This is a genomic window from Brasilonema bromeliae SPC951 (assembly GCF_012912135.1).
Lineage (GTDB): Bacteria > Cyanobacteriota > Cyanobacteriia > Cyanobacteriales > Nostocaceae > Brasilonema > Brasilonema bromeliae.
Map to the genome: position 1 here is coordinate 1 of NZ_QMEB01000113.1, position 18,328 is coordinate 18,328.

Sequence of the window (18,328 nt, forward strand, 5' to 3'; positions counted from 1 at the left end):
GGGGTGTGGGGTGTGGGGAAGGAAACTATGGCGTTCCGCCACGCTACGCTATCAGTTCTGGGTTTAAAGCCCAGTTTAAAAAAGAATTGCTTTGAGTGGCGCAGCCCGATAAAGCAAGGCGTCCTTGTTTCAATCCCACGCTTTAAAGCGTGAGTCCCTACACCCTCTGAAATAGGTTGATTTTTTCACGCCGACTTACTTACGTCTCTACAAGGGTTTTGAAAAAAATAAAATCATTTTCATACATTCAATCAGCAACGCCGCAAATACCATCTATGGGACAGCAATATAGGTAGTTGCTGCCCCACAACTGTCTGGATGTATTTTATATGGGGTAGAGCCGAAAATTTATATATCATTATTTATTTTATTTTGCAAGAAAAGTTGCAATTTCGTAACAAAAGTGTTAAATTTAACTTATAAAACATCACAAAACCAAAAAGTAGAATTTATAGAAAGCGGTTTAGTGATTGAAGAATTCGGTAGGCTGAACAACTACGCCATCGAATCCAAGAAGTACGTGATGGATGAGCCTCGGTTTAGCTTTACTCAGTATCTAGAAAAACGAGCCCAGACGTTTCCCTCCTGGCTCAGGCTCACGCCTGACCAGGCATAATTGGTCTGTTGACTGGCTTGTAGGAAATTGAACTTCACCATATACCCTGAACACTTTTGCAAAATATAAGGATAAAACCAATGAGAACTAATATTGCCTTAACTAATCCCTCTGTGTTCAGTCCCACTGATGTTGACTTAACTAGTCCCTCTGTGTTCAGTCCCGTTGTCTTCAAACCCGGTTTCAATCACTTTGATAAAATCAACGCAACTCAAGCCTGGTCACTGTTTTTCACTCTTCGGCAGAGAAGATAAAGCACTTGGATTTAGCCCTAGAGTCGGTCGTTTGGCATAGGTTTAAGTTGGGGGTGAACGCCCGTTCGCCTCTACAGCCGTCCGGGCGGGCTAGCTTTACCCCGCCAAGTTCACGAAAAGGACTACTAGTGCAACATCGAACTGATAGTTTTCACCCTAATTGAGTTACAGGAGCCAACTATGGATCAGGATATCGAACTAACTTTAGAGCAAGAATTTAGCATCCGTTGCTTTACCGATCAAGTGCAGCAAATGTCTCGCGAGCAAGCTCAAGAATGCTTGATCTTGCACTATAAGCAGATGATGATTCGGGAAATGATGTATCAGGAGATTCTCAAACAACAGTGGAAATTAGATATGGATTTCGCCTCTCTGTAAAACCACCGAAGCAATCCTGACTTTGCACAACTGAGTCATTCGTTACAGTCACAAAACTTGGAGTATTAACCATGTCAGCTAAAACAAATATCATCTCCTCAGTGAACAATAAGCGTAATGCTTGGGTTTGGGGATTCACACCTCAGACTGAACTCTGGAACGGTCGTTTAGCGATGATTGGCTTCATATCCGCCGTCCTGATTGAAATGTTTTCTGGTCAAGGCTTACTTCACTTCTGGAGTATTCTGTAGGTCAGCATTTCCTGCTCAACCAATGTACGCTGCTGAAGAAGCAACAGGTTAATCTGAACTTCGTTTTGAGCTTCACAGAAAAAGTCAAACCTTGGAGTTCGAGATGCTTGTCTTAAGTTTTATGCCGTACTTAATCAAATAACCCTAGAAATGAAACAGCACCCTCTCATGCTGTAGGGAAAGAAATACTAAATTATCACCTTGTGCTTTGTTCATTTCTCTATGGGGTTATCGTTTTTTTGCACTCGTTACATGTGAAATTTATCATCCAAACCTGAGAGGTGCTGCTGTCTTCAACACCCACAAATAAAACGTCTCAAACTATTTGGTGATAGTGATGCCGATTAAAGAACAACCAACTCCCACTCCCAACCGCCTGATCGGTAACATTTTGCTAGCGCTGGCAGCTTTGTTCCTGATTACAAATTTTATATTGCCTTTTGTCTTAGGTCCTCAGATTCCCGGTGTTCCCTATAGCCTGTTCATCCATCAGGTTCAGGCAGGGGAAGTTGAGCGAGTACAAGTTGGTCAAAACCAGATTCAATTTCAATTGAAAACGGTCGATGACCAGGCTGGATCTGTGTTCTCCACTACACCCATCTTTGATTTGGGATTGCCCAAGTTGTTAGAAGAGCAGGGTGTTGAATTTGCCGCTGCTCCTCCGCCCAAGAATGGATGGTTTACTAGTCTTCTGGGCTGGGTGATTCCACCTCTGATTTTTGTGGCAATCTGGCAATTTTTTATTAGACGGGGTGGTGGTGGACCTCAAGGCGTTCTCTCGATTGGTAAGAGTAAAGCCAAAGTTTATGTGGAGGGGGAATCTGCCAAAACGACCTTTGCCGATGTGGCTGGGGTAGAGGAAGCCAAGACTGAGTTGGTTGAGATTGTGGATTTCCTCAAGACTCCAGGGCGCTATACCCAAATTGGGGCGCGCATTCCCAAGGGGGTGCTGCTGGTGGGTCCGCCGGGGACTGGTAAAACGCTTCTGGCTAAAGCGGTGGCAGGGGAAGCAGGCGTGCCGTTCTTCAGTATCTCTGGCTCTGAGTTTGTGGAACTCTTTGTCGGAGTTGGTTCCTCGCGGGTGCGTGATCTGTTTGAGCAGGCGAAGAAGCAAGCTCCCTGCATCGTGTTTATTGATGAACTGGATGCGATCGGCAAATCTCGCAGCAGTGGTGGGTTCTACGGCGGCAATGATGAACGCGAACAAACTCTCAACCAGTTGTTAGCAGAAATGGATGGGTTTGCGGCAGGAGATGCCACCGTGATCGTGCTGGCAGCCACAAATCGCCCTGAAGTATTAGACCCTGCTCTGTTGCGTCCTGGTCGATTTGACCGTCAAGTTTTGGTTGATCGCCCTGATCTGTCAGATCGTGAGGCAATTCTCAAAATCCATGCTCAGAAGGTGAAGCTGGGTGAGGATGTGAATTTAGCGGCGATCGCCACTCGCACCCCCGGTTTTGCCGGAGCAGACCTGGCAAACCTGGTGAATGAAGCGGCTCTGTTAGCAGCCCGTAATCAACGCTCCTACGTGGCTCAGGAAGACTTTGCGGAAGCGATCGAGCGAGTGGTAGCAGGTCTGGAAAAGAAAAGCCGTGTCCTCAACGACAAGGAAAAGAAAATTGTGGCTTACCACGAAGTCGGTCACGCTCTGGTCGGTTCCTTGACTTCGGGAAATGGTCGGGTCGAGAAAATCTCCATCGTCCCCCGTGGTATGGCAGCGCTAGGTTACACGCTGCAGCTGCCAACGGAAGATCGGTTCCTCATGGACGAAGCGGAACTCCGGGGGCAGATTGCCACCTTGCTCGGTGGACGCTCAGCTGAAGAGATTGTGTTTGGCAGCGTCACTACGGGGGCAGCCAATGATTTGCAGCGGGCGACGGATCTGGCAGAGCGGATGGTCACTACCTACGGGATGAGCAAAATCTTAGGCCCCCTGGCTTACCAGCAGGGACAACAACCAATGTTCCTGGGCGATGGGATGCCCAATCCCCGCCGGATGATGAGTGAGGAAACAGCACAGGCGATCGACCGCGAGGTGAAGGAAATTGTAGAAACGGCTCATCAGCAAGCTTTGGATACACTCAAGCTCAACCGAGACTTACTGGAGGCGATCGCCACTCAACTCTTAGAGACAGAAGTGATCGAGGGTGAGAAACTGCACAGTTTGCTAAGGCAGGTTCAAACTGTAAATAATTTAACCGTTTCAGATAGACCTAATTTAATTTCAGGAGTTCGTTAATGAGTATTATCACGAAAATGATTGTGAATGCAGATGCCGAGGTTCGCTATCCCAGCCTTGGAGAACTGGACCAGATCAAGCTCTTTATTAGCAGTAGTGAGCGCCGTTTACGCCTTGTGCAAGCTTTAACTCTCTCGCGCGATCGCATTATTAAGCAAGCTGGAAATCAACTGTTCCAAAGGCGTCCAAGCCTTGTTTCTCCAGGTGGCAATGCCTACGGCGAAGAGATGACCGCCACCTGCCTGCGGGATATGGATTACTACCTGCGCTTGATCACTTACAGTGTTGCGGCTGGAGATACTACGCCAATTCAAGAGATCGGGATCGTTGGTGTTAGCCAAATGTACAGATCCCTCGGCACCCCAATTGACGCCGTTGCTGAAAGTGTCCGTGCCATGAAGAACATCACTACCTCGATGTTGTCCGCAGAAGATGCAAGCGTTGTTGGCACTTACTTCGACTACCTAATTAGTGCTCTGTATTAGACAACAGGAATCACCTTCGGGCGATCTGCGCCAATGCGCAGCGCACTCGTGCAAAGCACACGCTGCGCGTTTGGCGTTCGCGTATCCCTCAACGCAAGGATTTGGAAGAATCGATAAATTAGACGGCTGGATATTTTATTTTTTGGATCTCCCTTACTAATTACTCATCTCCTGTGGATAAGAAATTGTCGGAATTTGCGAAAGAATTTCTAACCACGGTGGAACAGGAGTCGAGGTTTGCTCTTGTGCAGATGCAATGTGTCTTAGCAAAGGTTCGTGTTTCGACTTTAAAAGTTCTTGCAAATTATCTACAATTTCTTTCAAAGCTCTAGAAAACGAAGATTTCACCTGTTTCGTTAACTGACTCACATACTGCACAAGATGCAATCCTGCACTAGCAGTTATTTCATCTCGCAGCCGCAAAACTGCAATTTGGTGATTAAATGGTCTAGGGGGAACACGAAACTGTTTATCAGGACTCCAGTCAAAGATTTGTCCATTTTGGTGCTTGTCGTCCTTGCGTGCTAAAGGAAATAAAGTGTCAGCATTGATAGAAGTCGCACGACTAGCGAGTCCACTGTGTTGAATGATGAGATTTTGCCATTTCTTAGCAGGATCAACAGCACGCTGGAGGGTTCGGAAAAAACGGACTTGACTTTTTCCAAATTTTTGTTCAATTTGCTGTTCCTTCTCTGGTAACAAAATTGTGCTGAGGTTTTCGCGTTCTAGTTGGACATCAGCAGATAATTTATTGAATAAGTCCGTGACAGCTTCTGTGGTTTGCTCATGGGCAAAAGCTTGCATTTCTTGAATAGTGTTAACAAAGGCTGCATAAAAATCATCGCTTTTTGTTGGAATCGAATCATCAACTTCATCTTCTTCAAAAAAGCTTTCGCCTTTGCTTAGAGATATTGTGCCATTTTGGGTTCGATCAAAAAGCAAAGTCCACTCGCTCCAATCAAAGAATATTTTATTCGTTAATTCATTTTTCACAACATCGCTGACTGCAACACTATGACGGTTTTTTAAAATCGGCTGCTTCTCTAAATCTTCTTGAAATCGTCTGTAGGTCGTGACTACATTTTCAATTGCTTCGCGCAGAGTGAAAAAAGCAGAACTTTCCTCAACTGGTATGTAAGCGGGGATTTCCTCAAGCAGATTTTTGAGATGATTCTGTTCTTTGCGCAAAGCCTCAGCAGCTCTTTGAGTGTCTTCTACAAGTTGCTTCATACCATGAAGAGCAACATGTTCTTTGAGTAATGAACGCAACCTACCAATACCACCATCTTCAGCATAGTCACTCAATTGTTTGTGCAAGGTGCTGGAGGGAGGTAGCATTTCACTTAATTTCTGCCATTTCTCCCGCAGTTGAACTTCTTCTAGTTTGTTGGGTTTGTCCAGTTCGCTTAAGAATTCTTTTGAGCAAACTTGTACAAGAGAAGAAAGTTCTGCGAGTTTCGTTAATCCATAAAGTTGCGACAACAGAACAATATTCTTTTTTTCTGTCGTCAAATTGTTTGCGCTGGCGATCGCCAATTTAAGAATACTCAGGCTATCAAAAACAGCTTCTTCTTCAAGCAGCATCTCATCCAAAAGATCATCAATCATTCCTTCCTCCCTACTGCTGAGGGGAAGTTGATTAAAGCGTCCCACACCCACAATAATACGGTCTCTTAAGTCTTCTCCCTTATCCCGTTCTAGTATACTGCGGATTTTCGCTGCGGTTGCACCACCAGGATATCTACCATTGAGCAGTAATAAGATAGTTTGTACATCTTTGAGTTCCCGCAAAGATAAAAAAGCATCCCGCACACCAGAGTCAGCAGATCCCAATCCTGGAAAGTCTAAAAGAATAAATTCATTCGTCCCTTGTAAAGAAGACAAATCCCAAATTTCTTTTGATACTTCAACTGTGACATCTATACGGCGAATCAGCGAAAAGCTATTGAGCAAGTCTTGAGCTGAGGGGTGTGCTAAATTCTCCCAGCGTTTGGGAGCAGGTGAGAGATCCTCAAAGCTGAGTTCTAAAATATTTGTAGGCGGTTCTGCAAGCCTTAGTCCCTTGTGAGCAGTCGTGTTGTCAATTTGGTAACTTTTCCCGCAGATATCTTCTTTGTAAACGCTGTAGGTACGGACAAAAGCAACCAGTTCCTTAAGCAGAGAGCGTAATTCCAAGCTTTGGGGCTTCCATGCTTGCTCGCACCATCTCAGGATACCATTAATGTCAACTTCTCGCGTGGGGTGTAAACTCTTGAGAGTAGCAAGCTGTGCTGAAGAAAGTTCTGCAGCTTTTGCTCGTTGTTGAGTTTCCTCTAACATAAAGCGCAGACACTCTTTTACCCCTTCATTAGAAAGATATTCAACTGTAAACTTGCCAAGTTTCGTTGTCTGAAAGTCGCTTTGTTGAACCAGGTGAATCGCAGTCACGTTACCTGTGGTGGGTGTTTCACTGACTGGTAAAGCATCTGCGTAGCCAATCAAACTGCCTAAAAGTAAAGTTTTTCCACTACTGAATTCTCCCATGATACCGATTTTGACAGGCGAGGATGCAAGTTGGACTGTTCTTTGAGCAGACTGCTGAAGGCGCTGGAGACTTTCATAAAGACTGCTAGGAACCCAACTCTCTTGAGGAGGTGGGTTGTGTGAAACCAACTCAAGGTTCTGGATAACAGATTCCCCATACTCTTTATAGCGGCGTAATTTCTCTATTGCCATATCCGTGTTCATATAATTTCTTTGTTGATTCAGAACCAAAATGATTTTTCTGTACTTCGGTCATTTAAAGTTTACCAATTTCAAGAATTTGTTCGTTCCTAATAGCAGTACTCCTACGCAATATATGTATTTTGTTGAACTTTTGTTTAGCCAAGTTAACACTTGTTTCCTTAATATTTTCTTCACAATTATTTAAAATTTGATTGTTTTTTAAGTAAAATCGCTGATATATCATTAAGTAATACTATGTCTACCGTGAGTATTTACCGCAAATATTGCTGTTTAACGGTAAAAGCTGAAAGCTAAGATATTGGAAACTACTGGGTGCAACTCCAAGAGAAAATAAGTAACTTTTCATTAAGGAAAATTGCGTAATGCAACCAGTACCTACAAGCTTTACGAATATTGCTCAAAGGTTAGCAGCATTAAGCCAAGCCAGAGCCAGTGGAGAGCTAATTTTTTCATCCGGGGCTAAAGCGTGGCATCTGTATTTCTTCTTGGGACGTTTGCTATACGCTACGGGAGGAGTTCACCGTGTTCGGCGTTGGCATAGAGCACTAAAGCAAGATTGCCCTAACTTGAAATTTGATGCTCATGATTTAAAAGAGAATGAATTGTGGGAATATCATTTACTGAACCAGAGTATTAATAAAAACCAGATAAGTCTGACGAGTGCAAAAAGTATTATTGAAAAAATTGTTGAAGAGGTTCTATTTAGCTTAGTAAGTCATTCGGACTTGAAAAGCCTTTGGTTGCCCAAAAAACTGTATCCTATTGCCCTGATAGAAGTAAATCAATCGTTATGCACAGCCTTTGATTTGTACAAGCAATGGCGAAACATGGGTTTAGGAACACTTTGCCCTGACATGACACCGATTTTAAAACAACCTACTTCTGAGCAAAATTTAAAATTTTCTAAAATTCTCTTCAGTCTCAGGCAGCTCATTGATGGTGAAAACACCATTTGGGATATCGCCTTACACACGAGACAAAGTGTAATAACTGCGGCAAGTCTTGTACAGAATTTGGTCTATGAGGGTGTTCTAGAACTCTTAACCATCCCAGACTTACCTATTCCAGTCGGAGCAACGATATCAGCCCCCTCAAGCGAAAAACAAACTCAGCCTACGTATGATATTGTTGGGAACACAACACAGACTCCGTCGTCTCAAAGCTTACCCAATCCCTTAACAAAAACTGACTTCCACCAAACTCCAGAGTTAATGGAAGCGAGTAAGGATAACACTCGCCCTCAGTCAACCTTTGACTCTGCAAAAATAAAATTGATTCAACCTAAAGAGACTACCTCAATAGTCGCCTACATAGATGACAGCCAAAGCGATAATCTCATAATGAGTGAGATTCTAAAGCTAGCTGGCTATAAGTATGTCAATATTCAAGATCCAGTCACAGCACTGCCAATCTTGCTAGAGTGCAAACCAAATCTCATTTTCTTGGACTTAGTCATGCCGATCGCCAACGGATATGAAATCTGTACTCAAATTCGTCGCGTATCAGCTTTCAAAGAAACACCTGTCATTATTGTGACTAGCAGTGACGGTATAATTGACAGAGTGAGATCAAAAATAGTTGGCTCCTCTGGCTTTTTAGCAAAGCCAATTACCAAAGAAAAAGTACTAAAAGTCTTACAGAAGTATCTACTAACTCCTGTGCCTGTGCAATCTACTCATCTACAAACACTTCAAGTTTAGTTTCTAGATGCGTAGATTTCTATCCAATAAAGTTCACTAGTCATTAGTCACTAGTCATTAGTGAGCCAGCGCTATGCAGTCCTTGTTTTCCACGCCCTGGCGTAGTCAATCGAGTCATTAGTTATTAATCATTGTATACAGGAAGATTTTTTTATGACCACAGTCCTTTTGGTTGAAGATAGCTTGACAGAAACTGAAGTGTTCACCCGTTATCTCAAGCAAGCAGGCTTAACAGTCGTCACTGCTATAAGCAGTGAAGAAGCACAATTAAAATTGCAATTCCAGACGCCTGATTTGGTTATTATTGATGTCATTTTACCAGGGCAAAGTGGGTTTGAATTATGCCGTGAACTGAAGACCAATGCCAATACCCAACAAATCCCAGTCGTGATATGTTCAACCAAAGGAACTGAAGCTGATAAACTTTGGGGTACGATGTTGGGAGCGGATGCTTATATACCTAAACCAGTAAACCAGCAACACCTAGTTCAAACAATTCAGCAATTAACTTCACAGCTTCAACCTTGGCGTCGGCAAATCATTTAAGTAAGTCGGTACAAATAAAGTTAACTATAGGACTCATATTTGATTTTTGTGAAACTAGGTACATTTGATGTTCCCTGTTCTCTGTTCCCTGTTCCCTCCGGATTCCTATAGCAATTATGAACGACAATTTATAACTCAAAAAATTATGCAAACAGAGCCGAAATCTGTACTTGCAGTGACTAGTTTTGAGCCACTGCAACTCAATCCACTCCTCCCAGAAACTAACCTTTCTAAATTGCTTCGCTTTCCCCTTGGGTTTGCTGATAGTGGGCTATTACCTCTAGAACAAATTGCCGAAATTATCACGGTTAATTTAGCATCCATTCTACCTGTTCCTGAAATGCCAAGTTGTATTTTGGGAATTTGTAACTGGCGAGGAGAAATGCTGTGGCTTTTAGACTTAAACCATCTTGTTGGATATCCTCTGCTGACGAGGGGGGTAACTCCTGTCGCAATAGTTGTTAAGGTCAACGAACAAGCTATAGGTTTAGTAGTACCACAGGTTGATGATATTGAATTACACGACTTGCAACAACTGCAAAAAGCAGCAGCTGGCTTATTTCCTCCTAAACTTTTACCTTTTGTTCTGGGGGCTTTGCCAAATGGCAGTACTGTTTTAGATATTACAGCTATCACTCAGTATCCCCTGTGGCAAATACACTCAACAAAAAACTGATAACTGATAACTGGTAACTGGTAACTGGTAACTGGTAACTGATAACTGATAACTGACCAATCCCAAGGATATAAACATGGTTTTACAGGATTTTGAGCAAACCAAGCAAATATTTGATTTCCAGTCCCAAAATGGTGATGTAGAAACAGCAAAGTTCATAGGTTATTCTGAGCTACATCAAGCTTCTGAATTAGTGAATGCTATTAAAGCAGATCTTCAACAAATAGGAGATTCACTCAAACCTGAAGCTCAGCAAAAAGTTCTCCAGCTGGAAAAGTGCGTTCAACAATTGCAAACAGAATATCAAGCTCATCTAGCTGTCGCTTGTGAGCAACATACGAAGCAGACTCGGCAAAGGTTATTCACCATTTTGGCTCAGATGCGCCAAGCAGCAAGTGTTGACACCTTGTTGAGAACGACAGTGACTGAGGTTCGTAAGCTTTTACAGGTAGATCGGGCGCTCATCTACCGTTTTCAGTCTGAAAAGCATGGCATCGTGATCGCTGAGTCAATGGTATCAGGCTATACTCCTAGCCTAGGGGAATCTCTGAGTGCGATCGCCTTTGGTCATGAGAATCAACAGAACTACAAGGAAGAGCAAGTCCTTATCCAAGACGATGTTTACGAAAAGGTCAAGAGTGCTTATCAACATCAATTACTGAAACATTTTCAAGTCCAAGCCAGTTTGAGTTTGCCCATGATCATAGACGGACAAGTATGGGGCTTGCTTGTGATGCAGCAATGCTCAACTTCTCGTCAATGGCAAGAAGCTGAAGTTAGCCTGCTTTACCAAATTGTCACTGAACTGAGGCTAAATCTACAAACGATAGAACTTCTTACTCAACACAAAGAGGAGGCTAAGCAAGAAAAGATTTTAGCTCAAATCCTGGAAAAAATACCACCATCTTCTGATACAAGCGTTACCCTTGGCAACATTACCCAAGAACTGCGACAGTTTTTTAAGGCTGACCGAGTCGTTGTTTATCGCTTTTACCCTGATTGGAGTGGCGTATTTATTGCTGAATCTGTCGCCTCGGGCTGGGTTGCTTTGATGCAAGAGCAAGAGAAAGATGTCAGTTTGAAGTCAAAAAATAAAGTAGATTATGACCGCTGCACAGTGAATATGCTAGGCAATCTTACTAGCCTTGACATCGACACCTACTTGAGAGATACACAAGCAAGAGATTTGGTCAAGAGTAAGGCAGTTAAGCGTGTGGACGACATCTATACTGCTGGTTTTTCGGACTGCTATATCACAACTCAGGAGAAATACCAGAGTAGAGCCTACATCATTGCCCCAATTTTTGAAGGAGGAGAACTCTGGGGTCTAATAGGTGTGTATCAAAACTCTGGACCTCGGCGTTGGCAGGATTCTGAAGTTACTCTGTTGTCACTAGTCAGTCATCGTCTGGGCGCTATTCTCAAGCAGGCTGATGCTGCGGCTGTGCTAAAACTCAAATCAGAGCAACTAGCGGCTGAACGAGAGCGAATCGTGGCGGATGCGATCGATAGAATTCGTCAATCTTCTGACATTCACACCATTTTCAAGACAACAGTTTATGAAGTCCGAAATCTCCTAAAAGCAGAGCGTGTTGTTATTTATCGCTTCAATCTGGATTGGAGCGGTGAGTTTGTTGCTGAGTCTGTATCCAGTGAATGGAAATCCATAATGCAGGAGCAATTTGACAACCCCACCCTGCCACAAAACGTCAGCGAGTGCAGTGCCAAAATTCTTGGTGGAGGAAAAGCCAGTATTACAGACACCTATCTGCAACAAACTCAAGGGGGACGATTTTCCACGACAACAAACTTTAGGGTTGTCAGCGATATTTACCAAGCAGGATTTTTACCTTGTTACATTGACACTTTGGAGCGGTTGCAAACAAGAGCTTACGTCATTACTCCGATTGTCACAGGACAAAGGCTTTGGGGTCTATTAGCGGCATATCAAAACTCTAGTCCGCGTGATTGGGAAGAGCATGAAATTAAGGTAATGACCCAAATTAGCAATCAACTGGGGATAGGCATACAGCAAGCAGAGTACCTCAAACAACTACAGGAACAAGCCACTGTGATAGCCAAAGCCGTAGAACGGGAACGAGGCATAGCCAAGGTTATCGAAAAGATTCGCCAAACATCGAATATTGACACTATTTTCCGGACAACAACGCAAGAAGTTAGAAAACTTCTGGGTACGGAACGAGTGACGATTTACAAATTTCGCCCAGATTATTTTGGTGACTTTATCATGGAGTCTGAGTCCGGCGGATGGCCCAAATTAGTCGGTAGCGGTTGGGAAGACGCATATTTGAACGAACATCAGGGCGGTCGGTTCCGCAACAATGAACCTTATGTCGTGGATGATGTTTACAACGCCAATCTCAGCGATTGCCATATAGAATCCTTGGAGGGATTTGGAGTGAAATCCTGCGTTGTCGTTTCCATATTCCAAGGGCAGAAACTCTGGGGTTTATTGTCAGCGTTTCAACATAGTGGACCACGGCACTGGGAAGATGGTGAAGTTAAGGTACTGGCGCAGATTGGCTCGCAACTGGGAGTTGCTTTACAGCAAGCAGAGTATATTGAAGAACTGCGTGTGCAGTCACAGAAGTTAGCCAAGTCAGTTGACCAGGGAACACTTTACAGCAAACTGGTTTATAGACTCGGGTTAGCCCTAATTCAAGAGAATTTTTCTCTTGACAACCTACTCAAGATGGCTGTTACAGAATTACGCAGACTGTTGAAAGCTGATCGAGTCGTCATCTTCCGCTTTGCTCCTGACTGGAGTGGTGAATTTATCGTTGAGGATGTTGGGAGCGATTGGGTCAAACTTGTGGGAAGTGAGCTATCTCTAGCCGATGATACTTGTCTTCGAGAAACAAATGGCGGTCGGTTTCGCCGTAGAGAAACTCTCAGCACCGATAATCTCAGAGCTTCTGGATATAGTGAATGCTACATCAAACTTCTAGAACAGTGGGAAGCAAAGGCTAATATGGCTGCTCCCATCTTCAAGGGCGACCAACTTTGGGGATTATTGGGAGCTTATCAAAATGATGCACCACGTCATTGGGAGCAAATAGATGTCAACTTGCTAGCTCAGGTAGGGGTACAAATTGGTCTTGCCTTACAACAAGCAGAATACTTGGAGCAATTGAGAACTCAAGCACAGCAATTAACAGAAGCAAGCGAAAGGGAAAGAGCAGCCAAAGAGCAACTCCAACGGGAGGTGATTCAGTTGCTGTCAGCAGTGCAACCAGTATTACAAGGGAACCTCACTATTCGGGTACCTGTAACCGAAGGTGAAGTGGGTACCATCGCCGACGTCTATAACATCACCCTGCAAAGTCTGCGAAAAATCGTCATGCAGGTGCAGACAGCATCCAGGAAACTCGCTCAAACCTCTCAAGCAAACGAATCTTCTATCGTTGGTTTAGCCACCCAAGCACAACAACAGTTTGGGTCCCTTACTCATGCTTTGGAGCAAATCCAAACGATGGTCAATTCCACAAAAGCCGTAACAACCAACGCCCAACAGGTGGAAGAAGCAGTGCAGGTGGCAAACCAAACCATCCAACAAGGAGATGCGGCGATGAACCGCACTGTGGATGGAATTCTTGATATTCGGGAGACAGTGGCGGAAACCAACAAGCGCCTCAAGCGCTTTTCGGAATCTTCTCAGAAGGTTTCCAAGGTTGTGAATTTGATTAGTAACTTTACAACTCAAACTCAACTGCTTGCCCTAAATGCGGCAATTGAAGCAACTAGAGCCGGACAGTACGGGCGTGGTTTTGCCGTTGTCGCCGATGAAGTGCGTTCTTTGGCGCGTCAGTCTGCTGAGGCTGCGACTGAGATAGAGCAGCTAGTTCAAGAAATCCAAAAAGGCACAGCCGAAGTTTCTATGGCAATGGAAAATGCGATTCGGCAAGTTGCAACAGGAACAACGCAGGTACACGAAGCTCGCCAAAATCTAAACGCCATTGTTGCAGCCACCACTCAAATCAGCCAACTTGTGGAAGGTATTACCCAAGCAACACAGGTACAAAGTCAGGAAATCCAATCAGTCACGCAAACCATGACAGAAGTGGCAGATATTGCCAACAATACAAAGGAGGATTCGATGGAAATTTCCACATCCTTTAAGGAAATCCTAGCAATGGCTCAAAATCTCCAAGCTAGTGCTGACCAGTTCAAGGTTGATTGATGAATAGTCATTAGTCATTTGTTCCTTTGTTTAAGTGCTAATGACTAATGACTAATAACTAATACTGGCTAAAAAATCAAAAAAGCTAATAATTAATAACTCATAAATAATAAATAATAACTAATGACTCATGACCCAACAATTCAAGAGCAAAGCCACCGCTACTTTCTCCAAGAAGCACCAGAACTGCTGCAAGTCATAGAACAAGAATTGTTCACTCTCAGAGAAGACTTCAGTGTCAACAAGGTTTACACGTTGATGCGTGCTACTCACACACTCAAAGGAGCAGCAGCCAGCATCTGTTTGGAAACGATTACAACCGTGGCTCACACGTTGGAGGATGTTTTTAGAGCAATCTGCAAACCTGACTTATCGATTGACCAAGAAGTTGAAGCTTTACTCGTCGAGAGTTATGAGTGTTTGCGCTTACTCCTAACCGCTGAATTGACAGGAGGGTCAATTGATGATAATGATATTCTCGACCGAATCGCTCGTATTTTTGCCCAACTGCAAGAAAAGTTAGGAGACTGTTTTGCTGAGGAAGCTTACCTTCCCGATTCACAAGAATTGGGCTTTGACTTAACGCAGTCCATTTTTGAAGTTGGAGTCACTCAACGCTTAGAAGAGCTGGCTACAACCATAAGCAGTGGTCATCCCGAACAAGTTGCTACTACGCTGAGGGTACAAGCAGAGATTTTCTTTGGTTTAGCTGAGTCTCTAAATTTACCAGGGTTTAAAGCTATAGCTCAAACGGCGCTGACTGCTTTGGACAATTATCCTGAGCAAGCGATGGTTGTTGGCTACGTTGCTTTGGCAAACTTCCAAGAAGCACGAAAAGCCGTGCTAAACGGTGACAGAAGTCAAGGCGGTGAAGTATCCTTAGCATTACAAAAACTGGGGGAACGACTCCACGATGTACCGCAAGTGTCCAAAAATGCACCAGTCAAAGCTCAAGAGTCTGTGAGGCAGCGCGAGAGAGGGGGTTTCCCCAAAACGAACCCCGGAAAGGTAACTCAAACGACACCTGATACTGAATCAGATACTGAGGAATCAGCCAATGATCATCTAACGACTCATCAACCAGACTCTTTTGCCCCATCTGCTGTGGAGTTTGGAGCAAAAGAAAGCGAGGAGGTGACGCTAACGGAGGAACAAGAACCAGTGCGGACTTCTCCCCACCTTTTAATCTCCTCACCACCCCAACCTGCTATCTCCTCCTCAACTCGTACTGTGCGGGTTAATGTTGGGGAGTTAGAACAACTGAATTACCATGTCGGAGAATTGCTAACAAACCAAAATCGCCAATTTCTCCAGAACGAACAGCAGTTGACAGTTGTTCGAGTACTTCTTTTAAAACTACAACAACATCAGCAGTTGCTTCATCAGTTACAAGATTTGTCGCAACGCCAGTTCAGTGTTCCAGAACAACAGTGGTTATTTCGCAATGGGCAAGACAAGGGATATTTCGATTCTCTGGAACTGACGACGAGTTACACAGAGTTTCATCATCTGGTTCAATCACTTCTAGAAGACATGGTGCAATTAGGAGAAACGACCGATGCGATTGAAATGTTTACTCGTCAGTCCCAGGAGACTTTGGAAAAACAACGTCGGTTACTAACTCATACCCATGATTCTCTCATGGAAGCCCGGATGTTGCCCTTGGGACACTTGTTTGAACGCTTTCCCCGTATTTTGCATCAGCTAGAAGTTATACACAAAAAGCAGGTAACACTGAATTTTCGTGGAAGTGACACCTTAGTTGATAAAGCAGTGGTTGAGAAACTGTATGATCCCTTGCTGCATCTGCTTCGCAATGCTTTTGACCACGGAATTGAATTGAACTCAATCCGACAAAAACGGGGCAAGCCAGAGAAAGGTCAGATTGAAATCTCTGCCTACCAACAGGGTAAATACTTAGTGATTGAAGTTCGGGATGATGGTCAAGGATTAGATTTTGAAACGATTCGTGCCAAGGCGGTAGAACGTCAACTTGTCTCGCCAGAACAAGCTAGCAATCTAAATGAAGCTCAGCTAACAGAGTTCATTTTTCAACCAGGCTTTTCTACAGCTTCTAATATCAATGACCTCTCTGGACGAGGAATTGGTCTGGATGTTGTTCGCATTCATTTGCAAACAATTAAAGGGTCAGTTGAAATATATTCTCAATTCAGCCAGGGTACAATGTTCAGACTGCAAGTTCCTCTGAGCTTAACGATCGCCAACCTACTGCTTTGTCAAGCTGGCAACCAAATCTACGCCTTGTTTACTAATTCTATCGAAGAAATTCTTATTCCTAAAGCAGACCAGATTCGCTCCTGGGAAGAAGGTAAAGTCCTCCAGTGGAGTCAGGATGGTTTGATGAAATTGATTCCTTGTTACCAACTCACGAAAGTCCTGAATTATTTCTCATCCGTCACTCAACCGTCAGTCTTTAGTACCAAGTCGAATGGTATTTCTCACAAGCAGGAGAAGCCAATTATTCTCATTCGTTCTCAAGATAAACTTTTTGGTTTGGAAGTAGATCAGCTCATTGGTGATCAGGAATTGGTGATCCGTCCATTAGGAGCAATGATTGTCCCTCCCCCTTACATCTACGGGAGTAGTGTTCTACCTGATGGTCGGCTGACATTAGTACTTGATGGGTTAGCATTGATGGAATATTTGTCTAAACGGCAAAAACAGGATGATAGTGATTGGGGAAGGAACAGCGCCCTTTGGGGCGAACGCCATTTCGTCAGTCCAACGCCCCTCATGTTCACCTCCAGGATAGAACAGCCGCGATTACTATCCCAGGCGAGTACTGCCCGAACAGAAGCACCAACTCTGAGTCACCACAAACCAAGACCAAAAAAAACTATTCTCGTAGTGGACGATTCAATTACCGTCCGCCAAACTGTAGCTTTGACCCTAGAAAAAGCAGACTATCAAGTGCTTCAGGCAAAAGACGGTTACGAAGCAATTGAGCTACTCCAAGGTCACACAGATATTCATCTAGTATTCTGTGATATCGAGATGCCACGGATGAATGGCTTTGAGTTTCTGAAAAACCGTCAGCAAGACCCAGCTTTGGCAAATATTCCTGTTGTGATGCTAACTTCCAGAAGTAGTGATAAGCACCGCCAACTTGCTTTCAAGTTGGGAGCTAACGCTTATATTACCAAGCCTTATCTAGAACATATACTGTTGACCACACTGAGAGATGTCTTTGAGAAAGATACTGGAGTTGTTGCTAGGAGAGAGTAATTAGGTACAATGCATAACGAGTCACAGTTAGACAAGTTTCTTGTTTTTAAAATTGCAGATTATCTCTTAGCGCTCCCGATTACCGATGTGCTGAAGGTAATAAATTTTTCATCTGCAAATAGCAAAAGCCTGCCAACAATGGGGCTAGTGCAGATAGGTCAGTACATAATTAAGATTTTGGATTTACATCAACACTTAGGCTCAGATACTTTTCCTCACTCATCTGATCACCCATTTTTTTTGGTGGTTGCACACCATTCACAACAGGAACTCTGTGGAATTTTGATAGATGAACCACCCGATATAGTGGAATTACTGCCAGAAACGATTCGCTTTTTACCAAGGTCTAGCAATCATAGTAAACCTCTGATTGAGATGGTCAGTCATGTCGCTGTTTTATCCGAGCAAGAGGTTGTAAAAACAATCTTTCTGCTCGATTTGAAGCGTATCGCTGAGCCTGTTTAACTAATACATAAGTACTAAAAAACGAAAAAATTCCCACTATTCTAGTCGGAATACAAAGGTCAACGACCTCTAGTTAAGTACAATCCCCATGCCTATAAAGCAGGGGCTTGCAGTTAACTGTAGTTGACCAGTGGGATGATCCCACCTTTTGTAAACGTTAATTATTGTCTATTGGCTAACGCCTCCCAAGTTTGGTAACCCACAACTCCTGGAGGATCATTCACAAAATCACGAGAATTTTGAAAGTCTTTGACAGCGTTCTCTGTGTTTGAACCAAAAATGCCGTCAACAGCAATAGAGTATCCATGAAAGTTGTCTAAAAGCAGTTGTAAAATCTTCACAGCTTCACCCTGACTATTTTTGCTTAATCTGGGCATGTTCACAGTACCTAGAGCTTGTCCTGACATAAGTTTTAACTCCTGTAAAAAAAGGTTATTCCGTCAAAGCGTTCTTTCTAGTTTTAATAGGTGTTATACCAATTCTCCAAGAAGATGCACTTTATTTTTAAAACGTTAGCGTAGCGTGCGCCCTTGGCGCATACCGC

General features: G+C 43.7%; 12 protein-coding genes. 10 read left to right on the forward strand and 2 right to left on the reverse strand.

Going from position 1 to position 18,328, the window contains the following annotated elements; genetic code table 11:
• Window positions 1–1,050 precede the first annotated feature (1,050 nt).
• From DP116_RS15375 to apcA, 4 genes are all read left to right on the forward strand, one after another.
• Complete coding sequence (locus DP116_RS15375; protein ID WP_169156022.1) at window positions 1,051–1,248, forward strand: NblA/ycf18 family protein; 198 nt, start codon at window positions 1,051–1,053, stop codon at window positions 1,246–1,248.
• A 71-nt stretch (window positions 1,249–1,319) separates the two neighbouring features.
• Window positions 1,320–1,499, forward strand: coding sequence for a CAB/ELIP/HLIP family chlorophyll-binding protein (locus DP116_RS15380; protein WP_169156023.1), 180 nt, complete (start codon window positions 1,320–1,322; stop codon window positions 1,497–1,499).
• 337 nt (window positions 1,500–1,836) lie between these two features.
• Entirely contained in the window at window positions 1,837–3,738 is a 1,902-nt protein-coding gene (gene ftsH4 / locus DP116_RS15385) for an ATP-dependent zinc metalloprotease FtsH4 (protein WP_169156024.1), read from the forward strand.
• Window positions 3,738–4,223 carry an allophycocyanin subunit alpha gene (gene apcA / locus DP116_RS15390; protein ID WP_169156025.1) on the forward strand — a complete coding sequence of 162 codons (486 nt, stop codon included), beginning with the start codon at window positions 3,738–3,740 and terminating at the stop codon, window positions 4,221–4,223. The genes ftsH4 and apcA overlap by 1 nt, the downstream gene beginning before the upstream one ends.
• Before the next feature lie 156 nt (window positions 4,224–4,379).
• Here the strand turns inward: apcA and DP116_RS15395 are convergent, their stop codons facing one another.
• Entirely contained in the window at window positions 4,380–6,950 is a 2,571-nt protein-coding gene (locus DP116_RS15395; RefSeq protein WP_169156026.1) for a dynamin family protein, read from the reverse strand.
• A 362-nt stretch (window positions 6,951–7,312) separates the two neighbouring features.
• Between DP116_RS15395 and DP116_RS15400 the strand changes: the two genes are divergently transcribed.
• The 6 genes from DP116_RS15400 (at window position 7,313) to DP116_RS15425 (ending at window position 17,784) form a co-directional block, all read left to right on the forward strand.
• The gene (locus tag DP116_RS15400) at window positions 7,313–8,650 is read left to right on the forward strand and encodes a response regulator (protein WP_169156027.1); all 1,338 of its coding nucleotides are present in this window, start codon (window positions 7,313–7,315) and stop codon (window positions 8,648–8,650) included.
• A 153-nt stretch (window positions 8,651–8,803) separates the two neighbouring features.
• The gene (locus DP116_RS15405; RefSeq protein ID WP_169156028.1) at window positions 8,804–9,196 is read left to right on the forward strand and encodes a response regulator transcription factor; all 393 of its coding nucleotides are present in this window, start codon (window positions 8,804–8,806) and stop codon (window positions 9,194–9,196) included.
• A gap of 145 nt (window positions 9,197–9,341) precedes the next feature.
• Window positions 9,342–9,872, forward strand: a complete 531-nt coding sequence (locus DP116_RS15410) for a chemotaxis protein CheW (RefSeq protein ID WP_169156029.1) — start codon at window positions 9,342–9,344, stop codon at window positions 9,870–9,872.
• 76 nt (window positions 9,873–9,948) lie between these two features.
• A complete protein-coding gene (locus DP116_RS15415) occupies window positions 9,949–14,073 on the forward strand; it encodes a GAF domain-containing protein (RefSeq protein WP_169156030.1) in 4,125 nt (1,374 codons plus the stop codon).
• 123 nt (window positions 14,074–14,196) lie between these two features.
• The gene (locus DP116_RS15420; protein WP_169156031.1) at window positions 14,197–17,319 is read left to right on the forward strand and encodes a hybrid sensor histidine kinase/response regulator; all 3,123 of its coding nucleotides are present in this window, start codon (window positions 14,197–14,199) and stop codon (window positions 17,317–17,319) included.
• Window positions 17,320–17,328: 9 nt separating this feature from the next.
• On the forward strand, window positions 17,329–17,784 hold the full coding sequence (locus DP116_RS15425; protein WP_169156032.1) for a chemotaxis protein CheW: 456 nt from the start codon (window positions 17,329–17,331) through the stop codon (window positions 17,782–17,784).
• Window positions 17,785–17,945: 161 nt separating this feature from the next.
• On the opposite strand, the gene DP116_RS15430 is transcribed toward DP116_RS15425, so the two are convergent.
• Window positions 17,946–18,191 carry a peptidoglycan-binding domain-containing protein gene (locus DP116_RS15430; RefSeq protein WP_169156033.1) on the reverse strand — a complete coding sequence of 82 codons (246 nt, stop codon included), beginning with the start codon at window positions 18,189–18,191 and terminating at the stop codon, window positions 17,946–17,948.
• Between the last annotated feature and the right edge of the window lie 137 nt (window positions 18,192–18,328).